At 68.1% G+C, this 25,382-nt stretch carries 22 protein-coding genes; 6 read left to right on the top strand and 16 right to left on the bottom strand.

What is annotated here, in order from left to right; translation table 11 throughout:
- Positions 1-299: 299 nt before the first annotated feature.
- Positions 300-617: a UrcA family protein gene (locus tag H7F49_RS06730; RefSeq protein WP_185682802.1), complete on the top strand. Its 318-nt coding sequence runs from the start codon at positions 300-302 to the stop codon at positions 615-617.
- 98 nt (positions 618-715) lie between these two features.
- On the opposite strand, the gene H7F49_RS06725 is transcribed toward H7F49_RS06730, so the two are convergent.
- The 5 genes from H7F49_RS06725 to H7F49_RS06705 all read right to left on the bottom strand — a co-directional run bounded on the left by H7F49_RS06725 (position 716) and on the right by H7F49_RS06705 (position 8,774).
- Positions 716-3,862 (bottom strand): efflux RND transporter permease subunit, encoded by a 3,147-nt coding sequence (locus H7F49_RS06725; RefSeq protein WP_185682801.1) that lies wholly within the window; start codon positions 3,860-3,862, stop codon positions 716-718.
- The gene (locus H7F49_RS06720; RefSeq protein WP_328806573.1) at positions 3,859-4,971 is read right to left on the bottom strand and encodes an efflux RND transporter periplasmic adaptor subunit; all 1,113 of its coding nucleotides are present in this window, start codon (positions 4,969-4,971) and stop codon (positions 3,859-3,861) included. The genes H7F49_RS06725 and H7F49_RS06720 overlap by 4 nt, the downstream gene beginning before the upstream one ends.
- 12 nt (positions 4,972-4,983) lie before the next feature.
- Positions 4,984-5,337, bottom strand: a complete 354-nt coding sequence (locus tag H7F49_RS06715; protein WP_235981964.1) for a c-type cytochrome — start codon at positions 5,335-5,337, stop codon at positions 4,984-4,986.
- A gap of 215 nt (positions 5,338-5,552) precedes the next feature.
- Entirely contained in the window at positions 5,553-6,053 is a 501-nt protein-coding gene (locus H7F49_RS06710) for a Rid family hydrolase (protein WP_185682799.1), read from the bottom strand.
- Positions 6,054-6,128: 75 nt separating this feature from the next.
- The gene (locus H7F49_RS06705) at positions 6,129-8,774 is read right to left on the bottom strand and encodes a TonB-dependent receptor plug domain-containing protein (RefSeq protein WP_185682798.1); all 2,646 of its coding nucleotides are present in this window, start codon (positions 8,772-8,774) and stop codon (positions 6,129-6,131) included.
- 317 nt (positions 8,775-9,091) lie between these two features.
- Between H7F49_RS06705 and H7F49_RS06700 the strand changes: the two genes are divergently transcribed.
- Positions 9,092-9,601, top strand: coding sequence for a RidA family protein (locus H7F49_RS06700; RefSeq protein ID WP_185682797.1), 510 nt, complete (start codon positions 9,092-9,094; stop codon positions 9,599-9,601).
- A gap of 43 nt (positions 9,602-9,644) precedes the next feature.
- Here the strand turns inward: H7F49_RS06700 and H7F49_RS06695 are convergent, their stop codons facing one another.
- The 6 genes from H7F49_RS06695 to H7F49_RS06670 form a co-directional block, all read right to left on the bottom strand.
- Complete coding sequence (locus H7F49_RS06695) at positions 9,645-10,598, bottom strand: response regulator transcription factor (protein ID WP_235981963.1); 954 nt, start codon at positions 10,596-10,598, stop codon at positions 9,645-9,647.
- Positions 10,595-12,262, bottom strand: coding sequence for an ATP-binding response regulator (locus H7F49_RS06690; RefSeq protein ID WP_185682796.1), 1,668 nt, complete (start codon positions 12,260-12,262; stop codon positions 10,595-10,597). Before H7F49_RS06690 ends, H7F49_RS06695 begins: the two co-directional genes overlap by 4 nt.
- A gap of 223 nt (positions 12,263-12,485) precedes the next feature.
- Positions 12,486-12,905 (bottom strand): c-type cytochrome, encoded by a 420-nt coding sequence (locus H7F49_RS06685; protein ID WP_185682795.1) that lies wholly within the window; start codon positions 12,903-12,905, stop codon positions 12,486-12,488.
- On the bottom strand, positions 12,902-14,161 hold the full coding sequence (locus H7F49_RS06680; protein ID WP_214647685.1) for an FAD-dependent oxidoreductase: 1,260 nt from the start codon (positions 14,159-14,161) through the stop codon (positions 12,902-12,904). Before H7F49_RS06680 ends, H7F49_RS06685 begins: the two co-directional genes overlap by 4 nt.
- Positions 14,162-14,263: 102 nt before the next feature.
- On the bottom strand, positions 14,264-14,665 hold the full coding sequence (locus H7F49_RS06675; RefSeq protein WP_185682794.1) for an acyl-CoA thioesterase: 402 nt from the start codon (positions 14,663-14,665) through the stop codon (positions 14,264-14,266).
- Between the two features lie 121 nt (positions 14,666-14,786).
- Positions 14,787-16,874 carry a S9 family peptidase gene (locus tag H7F49_RS06670; RefSeq protein ID WP_185682793.1) on the bottom strand — a complete coding sequence of 696 codons (2,088 nt, stop codon included), beginning with the start codon at positions 16,872-16,874 and terminating at the stop codon, positions 14,787-14,789.
- Between the two features lie 42 nt (positions 16,875-16,916).
- On the opposite strand from H7F49_RS06670, the gene H7F49_RS06665 reads away from it, so the two are divergent.
- From H7F49_RS06665 to H7F49_RS06655, 3 genes are all read left to right on the top strand, one after another.
- A complete protein-coding gene (locus tag H7F49_RS06665) occupies positions 16,917-18,728 on the top strand; it encodes an aminopeptidase P family protein (protein WP_185682792.1) in 1,812 nt (603 codons plus the stop codon).
- 105 nt (positions 18,729-18,833) lie between these two features.
- Complete coding sequence (locus tag H7F49_RS06660; protein WP_185682791.1) at positions 18,834-19,217, top strand: VOC family protein; 384 nt, start codon at positions 18,834-18,836, stop codon at positions 19,215-19,217.
- The gene (locus H7F49_RS06655; RefSeq protein WP_185682790.1) at positions 19,210-19,614 is read left to right on the top strand and encodes a cupin; all 405 of its coding nucleotides are present in this window, start codon (positions 19,210-19,212) and stop codon (positions 19,612-19,614) included. Before H7F49_RS06660 ends, H7F49_RS06655 begins: the two co-directional genes overlap by 8 nt.
- A gap of 16 nt (positions 19,615-19,630) precedes the next feature.
- Here the strand turns inward: H7F49_RS06655 and H7F49_RS06650 are convergent, their stop codons facing one another.
- The 5 genes from H7F49_RS06650 to ispG form a co-directional block, all read right to left on the bottom strand.
- Positions 19,631-20,227 (bottom strand): DJ-1/PfpI family protein, encoded by a 597-nt coding sequence (locus H7F49_RS06650; RefSeq protein ID WP_185682789.1) that lies wholly within the window; start codon positions 20,225-20,227, stop codon positions 19,631-19,633.
- Between the two features lie 8 nt (positions 20,228-20,235).
- Entirely contained in the window at positions 20,236-20,847 is a 612-nt protein-coding gene (locus tag H7F49_RS06645) for a murein L,D-transpeptidase catalytic domain-containing protein (protein WP_185682788.1), read from the bottom strand.
- Between the two features lie 9 nt (positions 20,848-20,856).
- Positions 20,857-21,348, bottom strand: coding sequence for a GNAT family N-acetyltransferase (locus H7F49_RS06640; protein WP_185682787.1), 492 nt, complete (start codon positions 21,346-21,348; stop codon positions 20,857-20,859).
- Between the two features lie 56 nt (positions 21,349-21,404).
- Complete coding sequence (locus H7F49_RS06635; RefSeq protein ID WP_185682786.1) at positions 21,405-21,935, bottom strand: retropepsin-like aspartic protease family protein; 531 nt, start codon at positions 21,933-21,935, stop codon at positions 21,405-21,407.
- Positions 21,936-22,015: 80 nt separating this feature from the next.
- Entirely contained in the window at positions 22,016-23,146 is a 1,131-nt protein-coding gene (gene ispG, locus H7F49_RS06630; protein ID WP_185682785.1) for a flavodoxin-dependent (E)-4-hydroxy-3-methylbut-2-enyl-diphosphate synthase, read from the bottom strand.
- Between the two features lie 149 nt (positions 23,147-23,295).
- Here ispG and H7F49_RS06625 point away from each other — a divergent pair, with 149 nt between their 5' ends.
- Positions 23,296-25,344 (top strand): alpha/beta hydrolase family protein, encoded by a 2,049-nt coding sequence (locus tag H7F49_RS06625; protein ID WP_185682784.1) that lies wholly within the window; start codon positions 23,296-23,298, stop codon positions 25,342-25,344.
- Positions 25,345-25,382 lie beyond the last annotated feature (38 nt).

The raw sequence follows: 25,382 nt of genomic DNA, 5'->3' as shown, positions 1-25,382 counted from the left end.
CCTGCCGTGATTGTTGCGAGTGCTGCCTTTACTTGTTGCCAACATGTTAAGATCGCCGCGCTGCAACGCCACGCGAAGGGCGGCCTTCGCAACAACAGCATGAAAAAACGACGATTTTCCGCAGTGCAGCGTTCAATTCGCCTTGTCCACGACAGTATAGGGGCGTATTTGCGCAATCAAGCGCACCAAGAACGCTGACAGGCATGAGAGGTTGTTGGACCCTGCATAAGCCTGACGACAGCCCCTTTCACCATTATTACGAAAAACAACATAAATAATATTTCTGCAGGAGAATAGCCATGAAGATCCTCCCCACCGCGCTGCTCGCCGTGGCCCTGCTGGCTGGTCCGTCGACCGCCTTCGCCGGCTCGCGCGAGAAGATCAGCCTCCCCGTCACCGCCGCCGGCGTCGATTTCGCCGATCCGGACGCCGTGGCCCGCTTCCGTGCCGATGCGGCCCGGCAGATCGCCGCGGCCTGCAACCCGGGTGACCGCATCGGCGCCGACCTTGCGCCCGACTTCAAGTGCCGGCGCGAAATGGCCGCCAGCATCGAGCCGAAGGTGCGTCAGCTGGTGCTCAGCGCCATCGGCAACAAGGCCCGCATGGCCACATACTGATCACCGCTGCGGCGCCTGCCGCAAGCCATCACGATCGGACGTGACGCCGGGGACCCTGTCTCCGGCGTTTGCCGTTCCGCACCCTTCCGCCAGCGCCCTCAGGCCGCCGCGGCATAGTCCGGCCCGTCAGCGACGGCCGCCCGATCATCAAGCCCCCGATCATCAAGCTGGCGCAGGGTTCGCGCCACCGCCTGCGGCGATGCGGTGTAGGGGGCGAGCCAGCGGTACAGGACCGGGACCACGAACAGGGTCACGACCGTGGCGATTGTCACCCCGAACACGATGACCACCCCGATCGCCCCGCGGGCCCCGGCGCCCGCGCCGTGGCTCAAGGCCAGGGGCACGGCTCCCGCCACGGTCGCCAGCGAGGTCATCAAGATCGGCCGGATGCGCCGCACCGAGGCTTCGCGGATCGCATCGCCCACCGGCTTGCCCTGGTCGCGCAACTGGTTGGCATATTCGATGATCAGCACCCCGTTCTTGGCGGCCAGGCCAACCAGCATGACGATCCCGATCTGGCTGAACAGATTGATGGTCATGCCCGCCGCCGCCAGCCCGATCACGCCCCCGGCAACCGCCAGCGGCACGGCCGAGATGATCACCGCCGGGTGGATGAAGCTTTCGAACTGGGCGGCCAGCAGCAGGTAAATCACGCCCACGGTCAGGCCGAAGACGATCCAGATGGAGCCGCCGGTCTGCTTCAGCGACTGGCTTTCGCCCTTGTAGCCGACCGCGATCACCTCTGGCGACTGGGCCGCCTGCGCCTCGAGGAAGGCCAGCGCCTGGCCCAGCGTATAGCCGGGGGCCAGGCCGCCTTGCAGGGTGATCGCGCGCAGCTTGTTGTAGCGGCCCAGTTCCTTGGCCGTGGCGCTCTCACGCAGATGCACCACGCTGGACAGGGGCACCAGATTGCCGGCGCGGGCGCGCAGGTAGACCGTGTCGAGCTTGGCCTCGCTGCTCCGCTCCGAAGCGTCGGCCTGAACGATCACCCGGTACTCCTTGCCGTCGCGGACATAGGTGGTGACCCGGCGCGAGCCCATCAGGGTCTGCAGGGCCTGGCTGACATCGTCGACCGAGATACCCAGATCCCCGGCCCGCTGGCGATCGACATCAATCAGGGTCTGCGGCTTGGTCTCGATGTAATCGGCATCCAGATTGAGGATTCCGGGGTTGTCACGCGCCGCAGCCAGAATCCGGTCGCGCGCCACCGCCAGGTCCTCATAGGTGGTTCCCGCGATGACGAAGCTGATCGGCTGTCCCCGCCCGCGCGCCAGCGAGGCCCGCACCGTGGCATTGCCGCGCAACGCCGCCACCTGGCCGAGCTTGCGGTTCAGTTCCCGGGCGACCTCCTGCGAGGACTGGCTGCGTTCGTCCCAGTGCTTCAGGAAGATACCGACATTGCCGGTGTCGAAATCCTCGCTCGCGCCGGCGCCGAAGCCTCCCGGGAGGCGAGCGTTCATGCCCCGCACCGGACCCTTGCCAACCAGCGGCACGATCGCCTTTTCGACCTGCTGCATCCAGCGGTCGAGCTGGGCATAGCCCGTGCCCTCGGGCGCGGTCAGGCGGATGTCGACGATGCCGGTATCCTCGGGCGGGGCAAGCTCGGACGGCAGCGTCAGGAACAGGCCCGCAGACCCCACCAGCAGCACCAAGACCCCGATCGCCAGCGGCTTGGCACTGGTCAGCACCTGGTCGAGCGCGCGGGCATAGGCCGCGGTGATGCGGTCCAGCACCCCCTCCACCTTGGCGGAGAAGCCCTCACGCGCGGTCGGGCGCAGCAGCTTGGAGCAGAGCATCGGCGCCAGGGTGAGTGCGAGGAACCCCGAGATGGCCACGGAGGCGATCATCGTGGCAGCCAGTTCGCGGAAAAGCAGGCCGGTCTGGCCGGCAAGGAACATCACCGGCACGAACACCGCGCAGACCACCAGGGTGGTCGCGATCACCGCGAAGCCGACCTCCCGCGCGCCGCGGAAGGCGGCGACCAGCGGCGGCTCGCCCTCCTCGATCCGGTGATGGACGTTCTCGAGCACGACGATCGCATCGTCGACCACCAGGCCGATCGCCAGGACCATGGCCAGCAGGGTGAGGAGGTTGATCGAATAGCCCAGCAGCCACAGCACCGCGAAGGTCCCGATCAGGCAGATCGGTACGGTCACCGCCGGGATTAGCGTCGCCCGGCCGGACCCGAGGAACAGGAAGATCACCACGGTGACCAGCACGGCGGCCTCGAGCAAGGTGTGCCAGACGCCCTTGATCGCCTGATCGATGAACAGCGAGGAATCGCTGCCGTAAAGGATCTCCACCCCCGGCGGCAGGTCCTTGCGCAACTGATCGACCGCGCGCTTGATCGCCTGGGCCACGGCCAGGGTGTTGGCCCCGGACTGCCGGACGACCCCGATCCCGACGCCCTCCTGGCCGTTGAAGCGGAAAGCCGAATAGGGATTTTCGGCCCCCTCCTCGATCCGCGCCACATCGCCCAGCCGCACCAGATAGCCGTCGGCCCCGCGGCCGATCACCAGGGTTCGGAAATCCGCCGGCGTGGTGAAACCGCGCCGCACCCGCAGCGACAGGTTCTGGGCCTGGCCTTCGATGCGGCCGGCCGGCAGCTCGACATTCTGGTTGCGCAGCGCGCTTTCCACATCGCGCGGGGTCAGCCGGAAGGCGGCGAGGCGACCGGGATCGAGCCAGATCCGCATGGCTGGCCGCGCCAGGCCGATCTGGTTGAGCTGGGCCACCCCGTCAACCGTGGCGAGGCGATCGATCACCTGCCGCTCAGCGAATTCCCCCAGCTTGACCTGGTCCCATCCGGGCGCCCGGACAAACAGGAACATGATCGGCTGGGCATCGGCATCGACCTTGCGGACCTCGGGCGCCAGCGCGTCCTCGGGCAGGGTCGAGGCGGCCCCGCCGACCCGGTCACGCACGTCGTTCGCCGCGGAATCGACGTCGCGCCCGGGCCGGAACTCGATCGTGATGTCGGACCGCCCATCCTGGGAACGACTGGCGATCGAATCGATCCCGTCGATCCCGGCCAGCCGGTCCTCGAGCGGCTGGGTGATGCGGTTCTCCACCACCTGCGCGCTGGCCCCGGTGTAAGTGGTCGATACCGAGACCACCGGCGGATCGGTATCGGGATACTCGCGCACTGGCAGGCCGAGGAAACCCACCACGCCGATCACCGTGAGCAGGATCGCCATGACCGCCGCCACGACCGGGCGCCGGATCGCGAGATCGGACAGGATCATGCCGGGCCGGGGGCGGAGCGGGGAAAGGCCTGGGCCGTGCGGGCGCGGCTCTGGCCGGACTTGCCCGCTTTCGCGCCCTTGCCGTCGCCGAGCCGGACGCTCATCCCGTCGGCGACCTTGACCACGCCTTCACCGATCACCCGGGCAGCGGGCGGAAGGCCGATCACCTCGACCAGCCCGGCATCGCGCAAGCCGACCCTGACCGGCACCCGTCGCGCCTTCCGGTCGGGCGTGACGACAAAGACGAAGCGATCGTCGCCCCGTCCGGCAATGGCGAATTCGGGGATCGCCAGCCCCTCATGCTCGGCCAGGCTGACGGTGACGTTCATCAGCATGCCGGGCTTGAGCCGGGCCCCGGGATTGGGCAGTACCGCGCGGACCAGCACGGCGCGGCTGTTGGGATCGATCGCCGGGTCGATGTGGGCGATTGTCCCGGTGAAGCGCTCGCCCGGAAAGGCAGCCGCAGTGGCGGTGATCGCCTGGCCGGGAGCCAGCCCGGCCAGCTGGGTTTCGGGAACGGTGAAATCGAGCTTGATCCGGCTCACGTCGCTGATCGTGACGAGCGGCGAGCCCGACGTGACAATCGCCCCGGGTGAGATCGTCCGCAGCCCGACAACCCCGGCGAACGGCGCGCGGATCAAGCGATCGCCGATCGCCGCGCGCGCGCCGGCAGCGGCGGCGCGGGCCCCGGTGGCGGTGGCCTGGAGCTGATCGAGCTGGGCGCGGGTGGCGAAGCCGCGATCATACAGGGCCTGGATCCGGGCGAGCTGGGCGCTGGCTTGGGCCTCGATGGCCACGGCCCCTTGCAGGGACGCGGTTTCCTGCGCCTGGGTCAGGACGGCAAGCAACTGCCCCCGACCCACGGCCATGCCATCGTCGAACAGCACGCGGTCAACCCGCTCGGTCACCACGGCGGAAAGGGTGACCTGTTCGTTGGCCCGCGCGGTGCCGATCGCCTCGATCGCCTGAACGAAGCGGTGCCGCTCGGCCGGGGCAGCCCGGACCAACGGCGGCGGACGCTTGCCCGGACCGTCCGCCTTGCTCCCACAACCACCCGGCAGTGCCAGGACAATCGCGAGGAGCAGACGCGGAACGGGCAAGCGTCGCACCATCGGACCGTCTTACTTGAGGGTCTTGAGGTACGCGATCACGTTGGCGCGAGCGGTGGCATCCTTCAGCCCGGCGAAGGGCATCCTGTTGCCCGGCACGGCCTTGGCGGGCGCGGCAAGGTAGGCGTCGAGGTTGGCTTCGGTCCAGGCGCGCTTGGCCCCCTTCATCGCCGGCGAATAGTTGAAGCCCGGCTGGGTGCCGGCAGGACGGCCAACGACCTTCCAGAGGTTCGGACCGATGGTGCTCTTGCCCGAGGCGTCGGCCTTATGGCACGCGGCGCACTGGGCGAACACGGCCTTGCCCTTCACGGCGTCGCCGGCGGCGTGCGCGGCGGGAGCCATGGCGAGGGTGGCAGAGGCAAGCATTGCTGCGATAATCGTGCGGTTCATGGTCTTCTCAATCCTTAGCTGTTGTGCGCCAAGTGCCGGAAACGCCCGGCGGCGACGGCGATCAGACTGCAGGCATCCAGCCATGCCTATAGTCTGACCGCGTCTTTACACGATAGCAGCGCGCCTTGCATGCAACAGCCGTATAATGAGGCAGGTTCTGGTTTTGCCCGACGAGACCTGTCGACGACCACTCAGGGCGCCTTGGCGGCGATCGCCTCGATCTCGACCAGCATGGTCGGCCGACCGAGCGCCGCCACCTGCACGGTCGACCGGGTCGGCTTGTTGGGTTGTTCCGGCGTGCCGAAATAGGTCTTGAACACGGTGTTCATGCCGGCCGAGTCCATCCGTCCGCCGGGCAGCGCGGCGACCAGGAACACGTTCATCTTGACGATATCCCCCATCGACCAGCCCATGCCTTCAAGCTGGGTCTTCATCTTGCTGAGGATCGACTGGGTCTGGGTGGCGGTATCGCCGAACTCGTCGGGCTTGGCCGGATCCAGCGGCGAAGGCGTGGTGCCCGAGATGTACAGGATCTTGCTACCGGGGGGCAGCAGGGCGGTGCTGGAGATCACCCCCTGGGGCTGGCCGGTCCGCTCGATCACGGCCGGAGCCGGCGGGGCCTTCTTGGCCTCGGCAGCCGTCGCGACGAGGGCGGCGGAGGCAGCAGCGACAAGGGCAAGGGTCTGTTTCATCGGTCGGGGTTCCGCTCCGGAGGATAGGGCTGCGAAAAGGTGGGCGGCCGCGGTGCGGCCGCCCCAGGCGCAGGATCAGAACTTGATGGTGGCGCGGGCGTAGTAATAGCCGCCGTTGGTGCCGTAGGGTCCGAAGGTGTAAGGCGCGTTCAGCGTGCCGCCGTTGTTGATGTAGGGCGACCGGCCGTTGCGGTAGAAGGTCGAGCCCGGCTGGTAATCGGGCACGAACGGCGGGATTTCCGGGATCTTGTTGAACAGGTTGTTCGCACCCACCGCCAGATTGATGAAATCGGTCACGTCATAGGCCAGTTCGGCGTCGATGATCACCGCCGGCTTCACCGAAGCCTCATAGAACTCGCGGTTGATCGGCGGGATCGAGCCACCGGTGGTGATCGACCCGGCGTTCGGCCGGACGTAGGAGATCGTCTCGCTGTAGTAGTTGGCGCGCAGGTTGGCGGCGAAGCGGCCGCTGGTGAACAGCGCGTTGACGTTGCCCTTGAAGATCGGACTGGCGCGTTCGATGATCTGGCGAGCCTGGATACCGAACAGCGCGCCCAGGCCGTTGCGGGTGACCTTGGTCAGGTTGTAGTTGGCACCCGCGCTGAGGTCGAGCTTGCCGAACGACAGGTCGATCGGATAGCGCACGGCCAGTTCCCACCCCTTGGTCCGGGTATCGATCCCGTTGGTGTAGGTCTGGATCGACAGCGAACCGCTCTGCAGCACGAAGGGATCAAGCTGCTTGCCGCTGGCGGTGATCGCGTTCTGCACCAGCTGGAACTGCGACAGGCCGTTGATGAACGAGTTGGTCAGGCGCACCGGCGCGGTGTTGTTGCCGGTGAACAGCTGCCCGTCGATCGTCCCGGACGAGACGATCCGGTCGCGGATCTTGATGTAGTAGGCGTCCAGCGTGATGACCAGGCGCGGGATCGGGCGCAGCACGATGCCCATCGAGAAGTTGGTCGACTTTTCCGGGCGGAGCGCCGAGAAGCCCGCCCCGGCCGCTGCCGCCGAGTTGGGCGCCAGTTGCAGCACGGCGCTGGTCGGGCCGACGTTGGTGGCGGAGTAGCCGGCCTCGGGCAGCGAAGGAGCGCGGAAGCCCGTGCTGGCCGTGGCGCGCACCGCGATCGCATCCGAGAAATCGTAGCGCGAGGTGATCTTGCCGATCGTGGTGTCGCCGAAGTCGCTGTAGTGCTCGTAACGGCCCGCCAGGTCGAGCGTCAGGCCGGCCACCGGCTTGGTCGCCAGATCGATGTAAACGGCCTTGGCGTTGCGCGCATAGCGGCCAGCGTCGGTAGCGCTGTAGCCCGGGAACGACTGGCCGCCCTCGATATAGAGCGATCCGGCGTCACCCTGGCCGATGCGGTAGGTTTCCTTGCGGTATTCACCACCGAAGGCCACGTTGAGCGGCTCGGCGAAGCCCACCTCGAACTCCTTGCGCAGGTCGAGCGTGGTGGTGAACTGGGTGAAGTCGAACCGGCCGTCGTAGAAGTCGGTCGGGCTGAACCCGGTGAAACCGAACAGCGAGGCGTTGACCGACTTGGTGGTGTAGACCTTCGCGGCGTCCTCGGCATAGGTTGCGGCCAGATCGAAGTTCCACCCGGCCAGGTCGCCGCGCAGGCCGTTGGTGACCGAGAATTCGTCCTGCTTCACCTCGATGTGCGGGACCAGGCCGACCTGACCGGTGTTGGCGAAGCAGTTCGCCGGATTGGTCCCGGGGCTGAGCGGGGTGTTGGTGACCGGGTTGCGGCAGACGCGGGTCGGCACGCGATAACCCTGGAGCGCGTCACCCTGCCGGTAGGACACGTCGCCGAACGAGTAGAACTCGACCCCGCCGAAGTCATAGCCGAAGTTGTAGAAGGCAAGCGTCAGCGACGAGGCCGGCTGGCCGCCGTTGATGTTGGCCGTACCCTTGTTGGTGGCCAGGCTGTTGTAGATCGGCTGGAACGCGGCCTGCGCGGCCGGCAGGGTGACCGCGCTGCCATCGACGTTGACCACCTGGAGCTGGCCGTCACCGATCGTGGTCACCGCATTGCGGCGGTGGAACAGCGCGATATCCAGGAACCCGCTATCGCCCACCTTGGTCGCGAAATTACCGCTGGCGCTGTAGGTCGTGCCCTCGCCATCGTAGTACTGGCCGGTGTTGAGGCGCAGCGTCGAACCTTCGGTGTCGCTCTTCAGGATGATGTTGATCACGCCCGCGATCGCGTCCGAACCGTACTGCGCCGCGGCCCCGTCCTGCAGGACTTCGATGCGCTTGACGATGTCCGGCGGGATCAGGTCGATGCTCGGCGCGGCGGAACCGCCGAAGGCGCCGTTGATCACCTGGAGGATCGAGTTGCCGTGGCGACGCTTGCCGTTGACCATCACCAGGGTGTGGTTGGGCGACAGGCCGCGCAGACGGGCCGACAGCGAGAAGCTCGCCATGTCGGTGCCCTGGGTCTGGGCCTGGAACGAGGGGACCAGTTGGGTCAGCGCCTGGTTGAGGTTGGGCTGGGCGACGCGGGTGATCGCATCCTGCGAGATGAGCTGGATCGGGGTGGCGCTCTGCGCGGCCTGCTGGCCAGCGGTGCGGGTGCCGGTGACGATGATCTCGGTCCCGGCCGCCTCCGGCGGAGTGGTCTCGGCATCGGCCGGAGCCGTGGTGACCTGTGCCTGGGCGGCGCCGCTGAGCGCGCTGGAGGCAAACAGGGCGGCAGTGAGAATCCTGATGTAACGCGACATATCGTAAGCCCCCATGACAATCGCGCCTGTTCAGGTATGCTCCGTCCCGGGTTCAGGTCTGGTCCGCGTCGCCCGTTCTGTGGCTCACGCAGATCGATCTGCTGTTGTGGTGATCGGAGCCGTCCCTGCCGCGGCGGGGACTCGGTTCCGATGGTCATCAAAAGGCCTGACCGGGCCCATTCCAGCCATACGCCGTTTGGCGTATCAGCTTTGGGCAGGCCCTCCCTAGGCTGCGGGCAGGGCTGGAGCCGGTCGCCAGCGCGGCGTTATGGTTCTGATTTTTCGTTGTTTTGCAGTTGCTCAAAAGGAGTTTCCCGATGCGTGCGTGCACCAAGCTGATCCTGGCGGCCCTGCCGCTCGCCGCCCTGGCCCTGCCGCTTCAGGCCCAGGCCCAGGTCACCAAGATCAAGTCCAATCCGCAGGCCCTGATCCTGGATGCGGCCGAGGTGAAGGCCGGGACCGACATGATCTTCGTTTCCGGCCAGCTCCCCGCGCCGCTCGATCCGGCCAAGCCGATGAGCGAGCTGAAGAGCCCGGACGATTTCGGCGACACCAAGACGCAGACGATCAGCGTGCTCGGCAAGATCAAGACCGTGCTGGAAAAGCAGGGCTACACGATGGCCGACATCGTCAAGCTGACCCTGTTCGTCGCGGCCGATCCGAAGCTGGGCAAGCTAGACTTCGCCGGGGCCAACGAAGGCTTCAAGCAGTTCTTCGGCACGGCCGAGAACCCGACCACCGTCGCGCGTTCGACCTTCCAGGTCGCCGCGCTGGTCTCGCCGGTCTATCTGATCGAGATCGAGGCGATCGCCGCCAAGAAGAAGTAGGCGGGAACCGCAGCCAGCCGCCCGTCTACCGCCCGCCGCCCGCCTATTGCCCGATCGCGCGGATCGCGATCGCGGCGGCGGCGGAGCGGGTTTCCACGCCGAGCTTCTCGTAAATCCGCTCGAGGTGCTTCTGCACGGTGCGCGGGCTGATTTCGAGCACGTCGCTGATGTCGCTGCTGGCCTTGCCATAGCTGACCCACAGCAGCACCTCGGCCTCGCGCTGGGTCAGGCCCAGCCGTTCGCCCAGTTGCGCCGCGTCCCGCTCGGGGTTGAGCTCGTTGAGCCGGATCAGGACCTCGTTCTCGCGATAGAGCGCCACCACGGTCAGCTCCAGCGAACCGGCCGGACGCTGATCGATGCGCACGGTCGCCCCGGCGAGCTGCTGGCGGGCGAGCAGGCCTTCGACCGGTCCGCGCAGGATGTCGGGCAAGGTCGGGGCCCCGCGCGACCAGGCCGGATCCAGCCGGGCGATGACATGCTCGGCGCCGGGCGTGCACCACAGCACATGGCCCGCCCGATCGGTGGCGAGCATGCGCCGGCCGGTGGCATCCAGGCTGGCCACGCTGGCTTGCATCGCCCGTCCCTGGGCCATGTGGACCCGCACCCGGGCCAGGAGCTCCATATGGTCGACGGGCTTGCGCACATAGTCGGCGCCGCCCACCTCGAACGCCTCGACCACATGCTCGCTCTCGGTCAGGCCGGTCATGAAGATCACGGGAATTGCGGTGTAGGCCGGGTTGGCCTTGATCCGCACCGTCGTCTCGAAGCCATCCATCCCGGGCATCACCGCATCCATCAGGATCAGGTCGGGGACGATGTGGCCCAGCAGATCGAGCGCGGCCGCTCCCGAGGTGGCGACCAGCACCGAAATCTCGGCGGCCTCCAGCATCGCGGTGATCATCCGCAGCGAATCCGGTTCGTCGTCCACCACCAGCACCGTATCGGTGCGCCCGGGTCCCCGGGCCGGGTTGCCTGCCTGGTTCATGGCCTGGTTCATGCCCCTTCCAGTTCCTTCTTCATTCCCGCCAGATCGAACCGGTCGAGCCGTTCAAACAGCCTGGCCGCCAGTTGCTGGGCTTCGTCGCCATGCTCCGCCAGAGCCCGGATTTCCGCCTCGATGCCGCGGACATAACCGATCCGCAGCAGCTCGCGCAGGCGCTCGACGTGGCCTGCCGCGGCGCCGTCGAGCACCGGTGCGGCGATCGGCACCGCCGGCTCCTCCGCTTCCCCGGACCGCGAGGGCGATACCTCCGCCTCGCCCAGCGGCTCCATCCGCCAGACCAGGCCGAGCAGTCCCCCGATCACGTCGGTCAGCGCGGTGAACTCGACCGGCTTGGTCAGGAAATGATCGTGCACCGGGTCGGGGGTTTCCGGGCGGTGGAATTCCTGGGTGTTGGCCGAGAGCATCAGGATGCGGATGCCGCGCCCCTGCGCCGCCCGCAGCCGCGAGGCCACCTGCCAGCCAGAGATGCCGGGGAGCGAGATGTCGAGGATGGCCAGATCGAACGTCTGGCTGTCGGCCAGCGCCGCGGCGCTTTCGCCATTGGGGCAGGCGGTCACGGCAAAGCCCAGCCCGCCCAGCAGCCGTTCGAGGAACAGGCGCTGGTCGGCCTCGTCATCAACGATCAGCACCGAGCGACGCGGCCCTTCGTAGCCGGTGGTCCGGCGGCGCTGGATCGGCCGGTCAAGCTTGCCCGCGACCTCGCCCGCCATCATCGTCACGCGGAAGCAGGTGCCGACCCCGGGGGTGCTTTCCACCTCCAGGTTGCCGCCCAGGATCTCCACGATCGCGCGCGAGATCGACAGGCCGAGGCCCGCCCCCGGGCGGGACAGCTTGCCCGGCTCGTCACCCCGCTCGAACGGCTCGAAGATCCGTTCCAGCTCGTCAGCCCGGATCCCGGGCCCCGTATCGCGCACTTCGAAGGTCGCGATCTGTCCGGCGTAGCGCACCGCGAAGGTCACCTGGCCCCGATCGGTGAACTTGATCGCGTTGGACAGGAGGTTGAGCAGGACCTGCCGGAAACGGCTCTGGTCGAAGCGGACCACCTCGGGCAGCCGGCCCGTGGTCTCGATCACGAACTCGATCCCCTTGGCCACGGCGGCGGGCCGCATCATCGACACGATCTGGTCGATGAAGGCCGGGAAGCGTACGTCCTCGGTCCGGACGCGCAGCACCCCGTGCTCGACCTGCGAGACGTCCAGCAGACCCTCGACCAGCGAGGTCAGATGCTCGGCGCAGCGCCGGATCACCCGCGCCGCCTCGCGCGGGTCGACCCCGTCCTCGTTGCGTTCGACGAGCTGGGCGTAGCCATAGATCGCGTTGAGCGGCGAACGGATCTCGTGGCTGACGTTGGCCAGGTAGCGACTCTTGGCGATGTTGGCGGTTTCGGCGGCCTCGGCCCGGGAGACCACGCCCGGGGCGCTGCCCGCGCGGGAGGATAGGCCCGGCGCCGGGGCCGTGCTCGCCGGCCCGGGCTGCCGGATGAGCCAGGCCACCGTGGCGATGAACAGCAAGGCTCCGGCGATCAGGGCATGGAACAGGATGCGGTGATCGCTCGCCAGGGCGGCGGCGCCGAGCATGACGCCCGCGAAGGCGGCCGCAGCCAGGATCAAGCCCCGGGGCCCGATGCGACGATAAAGCGGTTGGCGCGGGGTCAGCATGGCCCCGGCGCCTGGCTATGGCACCAACCGATCATCGCCCGCGGGCGATACCCAGCAATCCGATCCTGCGGTCTCATCCGTGGCGCCCCCGACGCCCCACCCGAGCGTCGCCTTCCTTAATCACATCGTGCTGCGGTGCGGTTTGGCGCCGCGCCCCAGCAGGTATTGCCGTCAACTCGATTTCATTCGCATCTGCCCTACCGTCCGTCCTGGTCTCCTCTCATCAGCGGACCGCACGCGGCGGGGCGGGCAGCAATTCGGTCGCCGGGACGCTCCCCGTTCCGGCGGCGGCGGTGTCGATCGCCGGATAGCCGTTCGATCGCAGCAGGAAAGCGGCGAGCTGGGCCGCCTCGTCCGGCTGCAGCGAACCCGGCGCGAACTGGGGCATGGCGCGGGTCAGGTAGGCCGGCAGGTCGCCCAGCGGCCGTCCCGCCCAGTTGGCGACGAACTTGCCGGTCAGGCCCGGCACCTCGTGAGTCCCTTCAAGGGCGGCGCCGTGGCACATCGCGCAGCGTTCGGCATAGAGACGCGCGCCCTCTTCCGCGGCGGACGCGCTGTAGAACCCGCGCGGCGGGGTCGCGGCCATGGTCACCGCGCCCGCCAGGGCCAGGGCGCAGGCGCCCGCGAGGCTCCGCGACCTCATGCCGCCCTCGGCGCGAGGGCCGGGGCGATGATCGCCAGGCCCGCCTCGATGTCCGCGATCGTTGCCAGCTCCATCGAATTGCCCACGCCCAGCATGTCGCCCATGTCGGGATTGTTGTTCATCACCGCGACGCCGTCGGCCTTCGACAGAAGCAGCACGTTCTTGTAACGCACCGCGTAATTGGCCTCGGTCTGCGGCGCGAGCCAGCCGGTCTGGCCGCGCACCGGAATGATCGTCTGGTCCTGCCACAGATCGCGCGCGGCATAGCCGGTGCAGTGGATCACCACCTTTTGCGGCAGCTGGGCGAACTCGGCCGGGCTGTGGAAATCGCGCATGACGAACCGGCCCCCGTGTCCGAAGAACTCGTCCATCAGCATCTTCGCATAGCTCGGGAAGTTGAAATACATCTGGGTCGTGCGCTGAGCATAGGGCAAGGCGAAGGGGTTCTCGTCCGGTCCCAGATCCACCCCCTGCGGGACGATGTCCTTGATCCGCTCGTCCAGGTGCGCGAATTCGGAGTTCTGCTGCGGCAGGCCGGTGGTGCGCCAGTTGCCGGTGATCGCGGGATCGGGCGTCCAGTGCCGCTTCTCGATCGGCTTGTCGGACAGGGCATAGTGGTCGCCGAAATCGACCGGCTTTCCCGGCAGGCCCAGGCAGGTGCGGAAGGCCTTCCACGACAGGCGCGCCATGGCTTCCCATTCGGCCGGAAACTGCGGCCCGGCGGGTTCGGCCAGGGCAATGCGCGATCCCGGCGTGAACGATCCGCTGGCCCGGAACGAACGGGTGCGCTGGATCATCTCGCGCGCATAGATCGTCACCTTGAGCCCGGCGCGCTGGGCCACAACCGCCGTGGTCAGCCCGATGATCCCGCAGCCGACCACGGCGATCTCGGCGGGCAGCGTGGTCAAGGCCTTGCCCACGGCGATCTCGGCCGATCCCCAGGACAGCGACCAACCGCTGCCGCCATGGCCATAGTTGTGGATCACCAGCGTATCACCGACCGTCTCGGCGGCCAGGTTGGGTCCGGCCGCCCGCAGCGGGCGGATGCAGCATTTGACGTCGATCAGTTGGTCACGCGTGATCCGCAGGGGCACGAGCCGCGCCTGTGCCCGCCCCCCGACGCCGGGCCCCGGCAGCGCAGCCACGCGGCCCCCGGGTGCGCAGGCCTGCAAGGCCGCGAGGCCGACCAGTCCGGACGCTCCCTTGAGCACGGCACGACGTCCGGTGGTCCGGTCCATGGTGGTTGCGTGACTCATCCGACCCCTTCCAGCGTCAAGCTTGCGGCCAAGTGCGCCCGGGCCCATGGCGCATTTTTGCGTATTGCCAAGGGTCCGCCCGATCGTCCCAAGGCCAAGTCCTCAGCGCCCGCCGACAAACGGCGCCGCGACCTCGGGGGTGACGCGGAGCAGGCGCCCGGTGGCCTTGTCGATCATCGCCCAGGTGGTCCGCGCCGAAACGATCACCTTCCCGGCCGCATTGCGGAAGTCCACCCGCCGGTCAAACCGGGCGCCGCTGGGGCCCTCGGGAATGAAGGTCTCGGCGGTCACGCTCTCGCCCTCGGCGATGTTGCCCTTGTAGTCGATCTCGTGCCGGGCCACGACCCAGACATAGGCCGCGACATGCTCGGGCGGGGCCACGGCCTCCCAGTGCGCGGTGGCGATCGCCTCCATCCACTGCACCCAGACCGCATTGTTGACATGGCCCAGCACGTCGATGTGCTCGGGGCCGGCGGTGAAGGTCAGGGTGAACTGGGGCTGCATCCGTTCCTCGTGGCTTGGACTCCTCCTTACCCGTTCGTGTCGAGCGAAGTCGAGACAGGAACGGACGGAGGACCGATGGTGTCCTGTGGCCTGATGAGCCTTGGCTTGGGCAGCCCGGCGCCTAGCCCTCCACCCCCAGTTGCCAGAGCACGAAAGCGAACTCCTCGGCGGTTTCGCGCAGCGATTCGAACCGGCCGCTCTTGCCGCCGTGGCCAGCCCCCATGTTGGTCTTGAGCAGCAGCTCGTTCCGGTCGGTCTTGAGCTCGCGCAGCTTGGCGACCCACTTGGCGGGTTCCCAGTAGGTCACCCGCGGATCGTTCAGCCCGGCTGTGACCATCAGCGGCGGATAGGCCTGGGCGGCAACCTGATCGTAGGGGGAATAGGAACGGATCAGCGCGAAGGCCGCCGCGTCCTCGATCGGGTTGCCCCATTCGGGCCACTCGCCGGGAGTCAGCGGCAGGCTCTCGTCGAGCATGGTGTTGAGCACGTCGACGAAGGGCACGTGGGCCACCACCGCGCCCCACAGCGCCGGGTCGGAATTGATCACCGCGCCCATCAGCTCACCCCCGGCCGATCCGCCCGAGATGCTGATCCGGCCCGGCGCGGTGTAGCGACGCTCGACCAGTCCGTTCGCCACGTCGACGAAATCGGTGAAGGTGTTGGTCCGCCGGTCGAGCTTGCCCGCCTTGTACCAGGCCCGGCCCAGATCGTCGCCGCCGCGGATGTGCGCGATGGCATAGGCAAAGCCGCGGTCGACCAGCGACAGGCGCGTGGTCGAAAAGCCCGGCGCGATGGCGATGCCATAGGCGCCATAGCCGTAGAGGTGCAGCGGTCCACCGGGCGCCCGGTCCCGCCGCATGACGATCGAGACCGGGATCGGGGTGCCGTCCCGCGCGGGAATCTCGAGCCGCTCGGTCACGTAAAGCGCGGCATCGTAGCCCGAGGGAATCTCCTGGACCTTGCGCACCTCCAACCGGCGTTCGGCCACGTGATAGTCATAGACCGTGGCCGGGCTGACCATCGATTCGTAACCCAGCCGCAGCACCGGCGTATCCCATTCGGGATTGTCGCCCAGCCCGGCATCATAGCTCGCCTCGGGGAACACGATGGGTTCGACGCGGGCCGGATCGTCGTACCAGCGCAGCTCGATCTGATCGAGCCCGCCGCGCCGTCCCTCGACCACGTAGAAGTCTTTGAACAGCTCGAACCCGGTCAGGTAGAAGGCGTCGCTGCCGGCAATCAGCGTGGTCCAGTCACCCGGGGTGGCCAGCGGCGCCGTGGCGAGGCGGAAGTTCTCGTGCGTGTCGTTGGCGTGGACGAACAGGGTGTCGCCGCGCACGTCGACATCGTACTCCACCCCGGTCTGGCGCGCCTTGACCAGGATCGGCGCGGCGAGCGGATCGGCGGCGGAGACCAGCCGAACCTCGCTGGTCTCGTGATCGCTGGTCGAGATCACCAGCCATTCCTCGTTGGCCGACAGGCCCGAGCCGACCCGGAAGCCCTCGTCGTCTTCATGGTAAAGCTCGACGTCGCTCTCGACCGGCTGGCCGAGCCAGTGGAGCCGGGCGTTGTCGGTGCGCCACTGCTCGTTGGCGAGGCTGTAGACCAGCCCCTTGTCCCCCGCGACCCAGACCAGCGCCGACAGCGTACCGGGGATTTCATCGGGCAGCAGCTCGCCGGTGGCGAGGTCCTTGATCCGCGCGGTGAACCGTTCCGAACCGTTGTCGTCGATGGCATAGGCCAGCAGGCGGCCGTCCTTGCTGACCGACAGGGCGCCGAGCCGGAAGTAATCCTTGCCCGCTGCCAGCGCGACCTCGTCCAGGATCAGCTCGTCGGCGCTGCCGTCGTCCGCCGCGCCGACCGGGCGGCGCCACCACTTCTTGTACTCGGCGCCCTCCTCGAACTCGATCCAGTAGAGATAGTCGCCGTCCTTCTGCGGCACCGACCGGTCCGCCTCCTTGATCCGGGCGCGCATCTCGGTGAACAGCGTGTCGATCCGCGCCTGCTGGCCCGCCATGCGCGCCTCGAACCAGGCGTTCTCCGCCTCGAGATGGGCCAGGATCTCGGGATCCTTGACCTCGGGATAGCCGGGATCGCGCAGCCACGCATAATCGTCGGTCACGGTGATGCCATGGTGCGTGATGCTGTGCGGACGCTTGACGGCAATCGGGGCAGCGAGAGGGGGGGTGTCATTGGCCATGCAGCGCATCTATGGTGCGCGCGAAACCAGAACAAGCCGGACTCGCCGACCATGCTGATGAACACCCATGAAAACCGTCTGAAGGCCCTGCGCGAGGAACTGGCGCGGCAAGGGCTCGACGGCTTCGTGATCCCGATCTCCGACGAGCACATGAGCGAATATGTCGGCGCCTATGCCCAACGCCTCGGCTGGCTGACCGGCTTCGGCGGATCGGCCGGGACCGCCGTGGTGCTGAAGGACAGGGCGGCGATCTTTGTCGACGGGCGCTACACCCTGCAGGTGCGCGAACAGGTCGACGGGCGGCTCTACGAATATGTCGGGGTGCCGCAGACTCCGGTGGCCAAGTGGCTGGGCGCCCATGCTCCGGAAGGGGCTAAGATCGGATACGATGCCTGGCTGCACGGCCCGCGCTGGGTCGCGGCCGCCAGCCGGGCGCTCGCCGCGCGCAAGGCCCGGCTGGTCGCGGTCGAGCGCAACCCGGTCGACGCGGTCTGGGCGGACCGCCCTGCCCCCTCGCCCGCCCCGGCGATCGTCCACCCCGACAGCTTCGCGGGCGAGGCGAGCGAGGCCAAGCGCGCCGCCGTGGCCGAATGGCTGACCAGCAATGGCCTCGACGCGGTGGTCGTCTCGGCGCTCGATTCGATCGCCTGGCTGCTCAACATCCGCGGCGCCGATGTCGATCGCACCCCGGTGGCCCTGTCCTTCGTGCTGGCCCGGGCTGATGGCACGGCCGAGCTGTTCATCGCCGAGGAAAAGGTCACCCCGGAGCTGCGCCAGCACCTGGGCAATGCCGTGGCGATCCGCCCGCGCGAGGCTTTCGTGCCCACGCTGGAAGGGCTGTCGGGACTGAAGGTGGGGGTCGATCCCGAGCGTACGGTCGCCGCGGTCTCGGCCGCGCTGGGCGCCGCGGGGGCCACCGTGGTCGAGGCGATGGATCCCACGGTCCTGCCCAAGGCGATCAAGAACCCGGTCGAACAGGAGGGCCATCGCGCCGCCCAGGCGCGCGACGCCGCCGCCATGGTGCGGTTCCTCCACTGGCTGTCGGTCACCGCGCCGCAGGGCGGCGTGACCGAACTGTCGGCGGCCGAGCGCTTGCAGCAGTTCCGCCAGATGAGCGGCGATCTGCGCGACCTGTCGTTCGACACGATCTCGGGCGCGGGGCCCAATGCGGCGATCCCGCATTACCGGGTCAGCGAGGAATCGAGCCTGCCGCTCGAACCCTCGAGCGTCTATCTGGTCGACAGCGGCGGCCAGTATCCCGACGGCACCACCGACATCACCCGCACGGTCTGGGTGGATGGGCCGACCGAACCCTCCGCCGAGGTCTGCGACCGCTTCACCCGCGTGCTCAAGGGGCACATCGCGCTGGCCCGCGCGGTGTTTCCGCAAGGCACGGTCGGCGGCCAGCTCGACACCCTCGCACGCCAGTCGCTGTGGCACGCCGGGCTCGACTATGCCCACGGCACCGGCCACGGGGTGGGCAGCTTCCTGTCGGTCCACGAAGGCCCGCAGCGCATCGGCAAGAGCGCCGGCGGCCAGGCGGGGACCGATCAGGAGCTGCTGGCCGGCATGATCCTCTCGAACGAGCCCGGCTACTACAAGAGCGGCGAGTACGGCATCCGCATCGAGAACCTGGTCCTGGTCGAGCGGCGCGAGATCGACGGCGCCGAGGGCGAGTACCTCGGCTTCGAGACCCTGACTCACGTCCCGATCGAGCGGCGCCTGCTGAACCACGCGATCCTGGAACCGGGCGAGATCGCCTGGTGGAACGCCTATCACGCCCGCGTGCTGGAGATCGTCGGCCCGCAGGTCGAGGGCGAGGTGCTGGCCTGGTTGCAGGAGCAATGCGCGCCGCTGGGCTAAGCGGGGCGCGGTGTCGCGCAAGGGCTCTGGTCGAACCCCGCCTGTTCCTGTAATGTTCCTATGCGACTCGGTGAGCGGGTGCGCGGCAGAAGGGGAACAGCGGCGATGATCGGCTACGTCACACTCGGCACCAACGACCTCGCGCGCGGGGCGGCCTTCTACGATGCCCTGGCCGCCGAACTCGGCACCGGCCGGATGATGGAATGGGACCAGGCGATCGCCTGGGGCACCCCGGGTGGCAGCGCCGGCATCGGCCTGACCCTGCCCTTCGACGGCCAGCCGGCCACGGTGGGCAACGGGGTGATGGTCGCGCTCGAAGCGAAGGACGCCGCGCAGGTCGATCGGCTCCATGCCATTGCCCTGGCGCACGGCGGCACCTGCGAGGGTGCGCCCGGACCGCGCGGCGAGACCTTCTACGCCGCCTATTTCCGGGACCCCGATGGCAACAAGCTCAACGCCTTCGTGATGGGAGCCCCGGGCGATGCCTGACGCCGTCGCCCCTTCGCTGTTCACGCACCCGGTCCACCTCGGGCTGGGCGCGCGGGTGATCCCCCAGCCGGAGTTCACCGGGATGGCCTGGTATGCGGACTATGTCGCACGCCACGCCGCGGACGGCCACGAGGGCCGGCTGGTCTCGCTCTACACCTTCTCGGAAAGCTGGGATTCGTGGGAAATGCACCCGTCCGGTGAGGAACTGGTGGTGTGCCTTGCGGGGATGATCGCGCTCCATCAGGAGGCGCCCGACGGGGCGACCGGAATGATCACTCTCGCGGCCGGGGAATATGCGATCAACCCGCCGGGGGTGTGGCACACCGCCGATGTCGCCTCGCCGGCCACGGTCCTGTTCATCACTTCGGGCGTGGGCACCCAGCACCGGCCGCGCTGAGGCCGGACGCGCGCTCTCAGAGGAACGGCTGGACTACGGCGCGGGCGCGTTCGACCCAGTCGCTCTTTTCGCCGACCGGGGCGACATAGCGCAGGACCTCGGCCGCCGCGTCCCACGATGATCCCCGTGCGATCAGCCAGGTGGCGAGGTAGGTGGAAGCCAGGCACCCACCCGCCGTGGCCACATTGCCGTGGGCAACGAACGGGGCATCGATCACGTCGACCCCGGCCTCCACCACCCACGGCTTGGTGGTCAGGTCGGTACAGGCCGGGAGGCCACCGATCAGTCCCAGGCGGGCGAGCAGCAGGGTGCCCGAACATTGCGCGCCGATGAGCTGGCGCCGGGGATCGAGCCCGAGCTGATCGCGCAGCCCTGGGTCGGCCGCGATCTCGCGCGTGCGGATGCCGCTGCCGATCAGCACCGCATCGGCCTGGCGCGCGAAGTCCAGGGGCCGCTGGCGCTGGACCGTGACCCCGTTCATCGAGGTGACCTGCTCCGCCGGGCTGGTGATCCAGGCCATCCACCCTGCACCCTTCATGCGATTGAGCATGGCCGCGGCAATGAACGAATCGAGCTCGTTGTAGCCGTCGAAGGTCAGCACCGCGATCTGCATGGCCGGGCTCAGCCGAGCCCGAGCTTGTCGGCGTAAATCAGCCGCCCGCCCGACAGGTGCCACAAGGCCTCGTTGAAATCGTCCTCGGCCATCGCAAAGCAGCCGTCGCTGCGCCCCAGCTTGCCCCACTTCTCGAGCATGGCAGGGTTGGCGTACCACGCCGGATGGAGCACGATCGCCCGGTCCAAAGCGTTGGAGTTGTCGGCCTCGATCCCGCCGAGCCGGATCGACGTGCCGTATCGGCCCTTGTACCACTCGTACGTGACGTAGGCGCCGCGACTGGTCGCCAGGCTGTTGGGCACATTGGAAAAGGTCTTCAGGAAGCCGTCATGCTCCGGGTCGGAGCCCTTGCCGTGGGCGACCAGGAACGATCGCACCGTACCCTGTTCCAGGTTGGCGAAATGGAACCGGGGGAGCGACGAGGGCAGCGCGAAATCGGCGATCCCGACCAGATCGGTCCGCCACAATCCGGCGCGGTGCCGTTCCAGTTGTTCCGCCGCCACGGCCAGCACCCTGCGATGCTGCTCGGTGATCGACCAGGCCTGCGCGCGGACACGCGCGGGCAAGGCGCCAAGCGCGCTCGCGGCGAGTCCGCCTGCCAGCAACTGTCTGCGATCCATCCGCCCGGTTTACCGCGCTTCGGCCAGCTTCGCCAGCGCAGCGAGCGCCGCCCCGTCGACGCGCATCACCGTCCAGTCATCCATCGCCCGCGCGCCCAGCGCCCGGTAGAAGCCGATCGACGGCGTGTTCCAGTCCAGCACCGACCATTCGAACCGGGCGCAGCCCCGCTCCACCGCCAGCCGCGCCAGCTCGGCCAGCAAGGCCTTGCCGAGACCGGCGCCGCGCGCCTCGGGGCGCACGAACAGGTCTTCCAGATAGATCCCGGGACGGCCTTCGAAGGTGGAGAAATTGTGGAAGAACAGCGCGAAACCCTGGGCCACCCCGTCCAGCTCACCCATCACCACCTCGGCCATCGGATGGGGACCGAACAGGTGCTGTTCCATCACGGCCAGGTCGAACCGCACCTCGTGGGCCAGCTTTTCGTAGACCGCCAGTTCATGAATCAGGGCGCCAATCAGCGGCAGATCGGCGGGAGTGGCGGGACGGATGGCAATGGACATGGGCCGCGGTTAGCGTCTTGAGCCCCGACTTGGCAACCTAGGGCCGCGGCCTCGGATCAGCGCGCCGGCTCCAGCACCATCGCATCGCCGCGCAGCTCGACCCGCCCGATCCGGCCCAGCACCGACTGGCCGAGCAGGCTGGTGTCGAGGTCCTTGACCACCACCGCATCGATGTTGCGCAGTTCGGACGTGCCCATTTCGAGCCGGTCCAGCTTGACCGGCATGCCCATCCCCTCGCCCGAGGCGGTGCGCAGGATCGGGCGGTAGGCTCCCGGATCGACCGCGATCCCGGCGCGCTGGGCATCGGCCTCGGTCAGGGCGACCACGTCCGCGCCGGTATCGACCAGAAAGCGCGTCGACGATCCGTTGACGGCCAGATCGAGGTGAAACTGCTCGTCGCTGCCGCGGGCGATCGTGATCCCTTCGGGGGTGAACCGACTGGCCCCCGCGGCCGCCCCGGCGTTGGGGCTGGTCGCGATCGCCGCGGTCGGCTCGGGCGGCGGGCTGGCCCCGAACGGCGCACGATTCCCGCCGAAGGCCAGGGCCACGGCAAACAGGCCGATCAACAGGAAGCCGATGTTCTTCATCGCCACACAGGATAGCGGCGAGTGGTTACCGGATCATTGGCCGGGTAGACTAGGGTCGACCGGCCGCGCCGAAGCGCTGGTCAGGCCGGAACCGGATCGCCATCGGCCGCGGCGCCCGCTTCAAGCTCGGCCGCCTTGGCTTCGACCAGGCGGACGATGTGATCGAGCATGGCCTCGCTTTCGATCGTGTGGTCGGTCACGCCCGACAGATAGACCATGTGCTTGCCGTTGCCGCCGCCCGTCAGGCCGATGTCGGTCTCGCGGGCTTCGCCCGGACCGTTGACGACGCAGCCGAGGACCGAGAGCGAGAGCGGCGTCTTGATGTGCGACAGGCGCTTTTCCAGCGCCTCGACCGTGCGGATCACATCGAAACCCTGCCGTGCGCAGGACGGGCAGGAAACGATCCGCACGCCGCGGGTGCGCAGGCCCAGCGCCTTGAGGATCTCGAACCCGACCCGAACCTCTTCCTCGGGTTCGGCCGAAAGCGAGACGCGGATCGTGTCGCCGATCCCGGCCCAGAGCAGGCTGCCGATGCCGATCGCCGACTTGACCGTGCCGCCGATCAGCCCGCCGGCCTCGGTGATACCGAGGTGGAGCGGACAGTCGACCGCTTCGGACAGGGCCTGGTACGCCGCCACCGCCAGGAACACGTCGCTGGCCTTCACCGCCACCTTGTACTGGTGGAAGTCATGATCCTGCAGCAGCTTGATGTGATCGAGCGCGCTTTCGACCAGGGCTTCGGGGCACGGCTCCCCATACTTCTCCAGCAGGTCCTTCTCCAGGCTGCCGGCATTGACGCCGATGCGGATCGCACAGCCGTTGGCCTTGGCCGCGCGCACCACTTCGGCCACGCGATCGCTGCTGCCGATGTTGCCCGGGTTGATGCGCAGACAGGCCGCGCCGGCATCGGCCGCCTCCAGCGCGCGCTTGTAGTGAAAGTGGATGTCGGCAACCACCGGGATGCGGGCGGCGCGGGTGATCTCGCGCATGGCCGCGGTGCTCGCCTCGTCCGGGCAGGACACGCGGATGATGTCGGCCCCGGCATCCTCGCAGCGGCGGATCTGATCGATCGTTGCCCTCGCATCCGCTGTCGGCGTGTTCGTCATGGTCTGCACGGTGATCGGCGCGTCGCCGCCAACGGGCACGGATCCCACCATGATCTGGCGGCACTGACGGCGCATCACGGTGCGCCAGGGTCTGATCGAGGACATGGGCAGCGATATAGAACGCTGCGGCGCATCGGGCAATCGCGACAGCAACGACCGGCGCGATCGGTGGATCGGGCTGCCGATGCCACCTTGCCATCAGCAAAGCAATCGATAGCATAGGGGGTCTGAATCGCGCTTGGCAGGGGGCTGGCATGAGCGGACGGACGAGACGGTCGGGTCTGACGGGATTGATCGTGGCGGGGAGCCTGCTCGCGCAACTGGCCCAGGCCCAGTCGCCGGGCGGCGCGGCGGGCGCTCCCCCGCAGGCGGTTGAGATCACCGACGCGATCCTGGCGCAGAATGCGTCCCGCCCGGTGCCGGCGCGCATTCCCACCAGCGTCTTCGCCACTCCCGCCGATTTCCGCAATATCGTGCTGTCCCCCAGCGGCCAGCGCTTCGCCGCGCGGATCACGATCGAAGGCAAGGAGTATATCCGCATCCGGCGGCTCGACGGCGCCGACCAGCCGTGGACGTTCCAGATCCCTGCGAAGATGGACTTCAACTATTACCGCTGGGCGGGGGATGACCGGCTGCTGGTCAGTGTCGGGCAGATGGTCCCGTGGGACGATGACGAGGCGCGGGCGACCCGGCTGGTTATCGCCGACCTGACCACTCACAAGCTGCAGGTGGTCGGCAAAGGGTACGAGATGGGTCTGCGGGGCGATGACCTGCTGTGGACCGATCCCGAGGGCAAGACGGCACTGGTCGCCTTCCAGCCGTCGATCTACGATTATCCGGCAGTGTTCAGCGTCGACCTGGCGACCAACCGGGCGAGCAAGGTGGTCGGGTCCATGCCGAGCGTGTGGAACTGGTATGCCGACACCGCCGGAGTGGTGCGCTACGGATATGGCTGGGTGGATGCGCACCACTGGCAGATGGTTTACCGCAAGGACCCGACGGAACGGTTCAAGGTGGTCGCGCGGGGGACCGACAAGGACGACGACGCGGCCAAGTTCGCCCGTGACAAGACGTTCACCTTCGCCGCCGGGACCGACGAAGGCTTCATCCTGGACACCGCCGCAGACACCGGCCGCAGCGCAATCTATCGCTACAATTTCGCCACACACCAGCGGGGCGAGATGGTCTTTGCCGCACCGGGCGCGGATGTGGACTGGGCCAGCACCACCGAAGACGGCAAGTCGGTGTTCGTCGCGACCTTTACCGACAGCCGGGACCGGGTACGGTGGTTCGATCCCGCGATGGCAGAGCTGCAGGCCGCGCTCGACAAAGCGATCAGCGGCACCCTGGGGGATCGGGAAGTCTGGATCACCTCACGCAATCGCGACAACACCGTCATGGTCGTGCATGTGATGGCCTCCAATGACCCGGGCCGATACTTCATCTGGCAGGCCGCGTCGCCGACTCTGGCTCCCCTGACCAAGCGGAACCCCGGACTGAAGCCGGCCGACCTCGCGGTCAGCCGCTATGTCCACTACACCGCGCGCGACGGCACGGTGATCCCGGCCTACCTCACCCTGCCGCCGGGGCGGCCCGCCAAGGGGTTGCCCCTGATCATCCTGCCCCATGGCGGCCCCTATTTCGTGCGGGACCATGGTGACTACGATTCCGATGTCCAGTTTCTGGCGAACCGCGGCTACGTTGTCCTGCAACCGCAGTTCCGCGGATCGGAATCCTATGGGAAAAGCTTCGAGGAGGCGGGCCACGCCCAGTGGGGCCGTGCCATGCAGGACGATCTGGACGACGGCATGGACTGGCTGGTCAAGCGCGGGATCGTCGATGCCAAGCGCACCTGCCTCGTCGGATCGTCCTATGGTGGCTATGCCGCGCTGTGGGGCGCCACGCGCAATCCCGAGCGCTATCGCTGCGCGGTCAGCTTCGCCGGCATTTCCGACATGCCGCGAAGCCTCAAGTACCAGATGAACTCGATGGGCGACAAGCAGGAGCGCGAGGAGTGGCGCCAGCAGGTCCAGGGCGATCCCACCGTCGATCTCAGGGCCTTCTCGCCGCTGTTCAGCATCGATCGACTGAAAGTGCCGGTCATGCTGCTCCACGGCACCGACGACCAGACGGTACAGCCCAAGCAATCGCGGCTTTACGCCGATGCGCTGAAGGCCGCCGGCAAGAGTTACGAGTACTACGAGATCGCCAACGAGGGCCACGGGTTCTCGTCGCAGGAGAGCGCACAGTTGTGGTACGACAAGCTCGATGCGTTCCTGGCCGCGCATAACCCGGCCCAGTAGCCCGGCCCGGTAGCCCGGCCCTGTAGCCCGGCCCGGTG

The organism is Novosphingobium aerophilum, from assembly GCF_014230305.1.
In the GTDB taxonomy this organism is placed as follows: domain Bacteria; phylum Pseudomonadota; class Alphaproteobacteria; order Sphingomonadales; family Sphingomonadaceae; genus Novosphingobium; species Novosphingobium aerophilum.
This window is presented reverse-complemented; position numbering and strand designations above follow the sequence as displayed.

Coding starts and splice junctions, on each gene's coding strand:
- H7F49_RS06730 (WP_185682802.1), top strand. CDS start 300: ATGAAGATCCTCCCCACCGCGCTGCTCGCCGTGGCCCTGCTGGCTGGT.
- H7F49_RS06725 (WP_185682801.1), bottom strand. CDS start 3,862: ATGATCCTGTCCGATCTCGCGATCCGGCGCCCGGTCGTGGCGGCGGTC.
- H7F49_RS06715 (WP_235981964.1), bottom strand. CDS start 5,337: ATGCTTGCCTCTGCCACCCTCGCCATGGCTCCCGCCGCGCACGCCGCC.
- H7F49_RS06710 (WP_185682799.1), bottom strand. CDS start 6,053: ATGAAACAGACCCTTGCCCTTGTCGCTGCTGCCTCCGCCGCCCTCGTC.
- H7F49_RS06705 (WP_185682798.1), bottom strand. CDS start 8,774: ATGTCGCGTTACATCAGGATTCTCACTGCCGCCCTGTTTGCCTCCAGC.
- H7F49_RS06700 (WP_185682797.1), top strand. CDS start 9,092: ATGCGTGCGTGCACCAAGCTGATCCTGGCGGCCCTGCCGCTCGCCGCC.
- H7F49_RS06695 (WP_235981963.1), bottom strand. CDS start 10,598: ATGAACCAGGCCATGAACCAGGCAGGCAACCCGGCCCGGGGACCCGGG.
- H7F49_RS06690 (WP_185682796.1), bottom strand. CDS start 12,262: ATGCTGACCCCGCGCCAACCGCTTTATCGTCGCATCGGGCCCCGGGGC.
- H7F49_RS06685 (WP_185682795.1), bottom strand. CDS start 12,905: ATGAGGTCGCGGAGCCTCGCGGGCGCCTGCGCCCTGGCCCTGGCGGGC.
- H7F49_RS06680 (WP_214647685.1), bottom strand. CDS start 14,161: ATGAGTCACGCAACCACCATGGACCGGACCACCGGACGTCGTGCCGTG.
- H7F49_RS06675 (WP_185682794.1), bottom strand. CDS start 14,665: ATGCAGCCCCAGTTCACCCTGACCTTCACCGCCGGCCCCGAGCACATC.
- H7F49_RS06670 (WP_185682793.1), bottom strand. CDS start 16,874: ATGCGCTGCATGGCCAATGACACCCCCCCTCTCGCTGCCCCGATTGCC.
- H7F49_RS06665 (WP_185682792.1), top strand. CDS start 16,917: ATGCTGATGAACACCCATGAAAACCGTCTGAAGGCCCTGCGCGAGGAA.
- H7F49_RS06660 (WP_185682791.1), top strand. CDS start 18,834: ATGATCGGCTACGTCACACTCGGCACCAACGACCTCGCGCGCGGGGCG.
- H7F49_RS06655 (WP_185682790.1), top strand. CDS start 19,210: ATGCCTGACGCCGTCGCCCCTTCGCTGTTCACGCACCCGGTCCACCTC.
- H7F49_RS06650 (WP_185682789.1), bottom strand. CDS start 20,227: ATGCAGATCGCGGTGCTGACCTTCGACGGCTACAACGAGCTCGATTCG.
- H7F49_RS06645 (WP_185682788.1), bottom strand. CDS start 20,847: ATGGATCGCAGACAGTTGCTGGCAGGCGGACTCGCCGCGAGCGCGCTT.
- H7F49_RS06640 (WP_185682787.1), bottom strand. CDS start 21,348: ATGTCCATTGCCATCCGTCCCGCCACTCCCGCCGATCTGCCGCTGATT.
- H7F49_RS06635 (WP_185682786.1), bottom strand. CDS start 21,935: ATGAAGAACATCGGCTTCCTGTTGATCGGCCTGTTTGCCGTGGCCCTG.
- ispG (WP_185682785.1), bottom strand. CDS start 23,146: ATGTCCTCGATCAGACCCTGGCGCACCGTGATGCGCCGTCAGTGCCGC.
- H7F49_RS06625 (WP_185682784.1), top strand. CDS start 23,296: ATGAGCGGACGGACGAGACGGTCGGGTCTGACGGGATTGATCGTGGCG.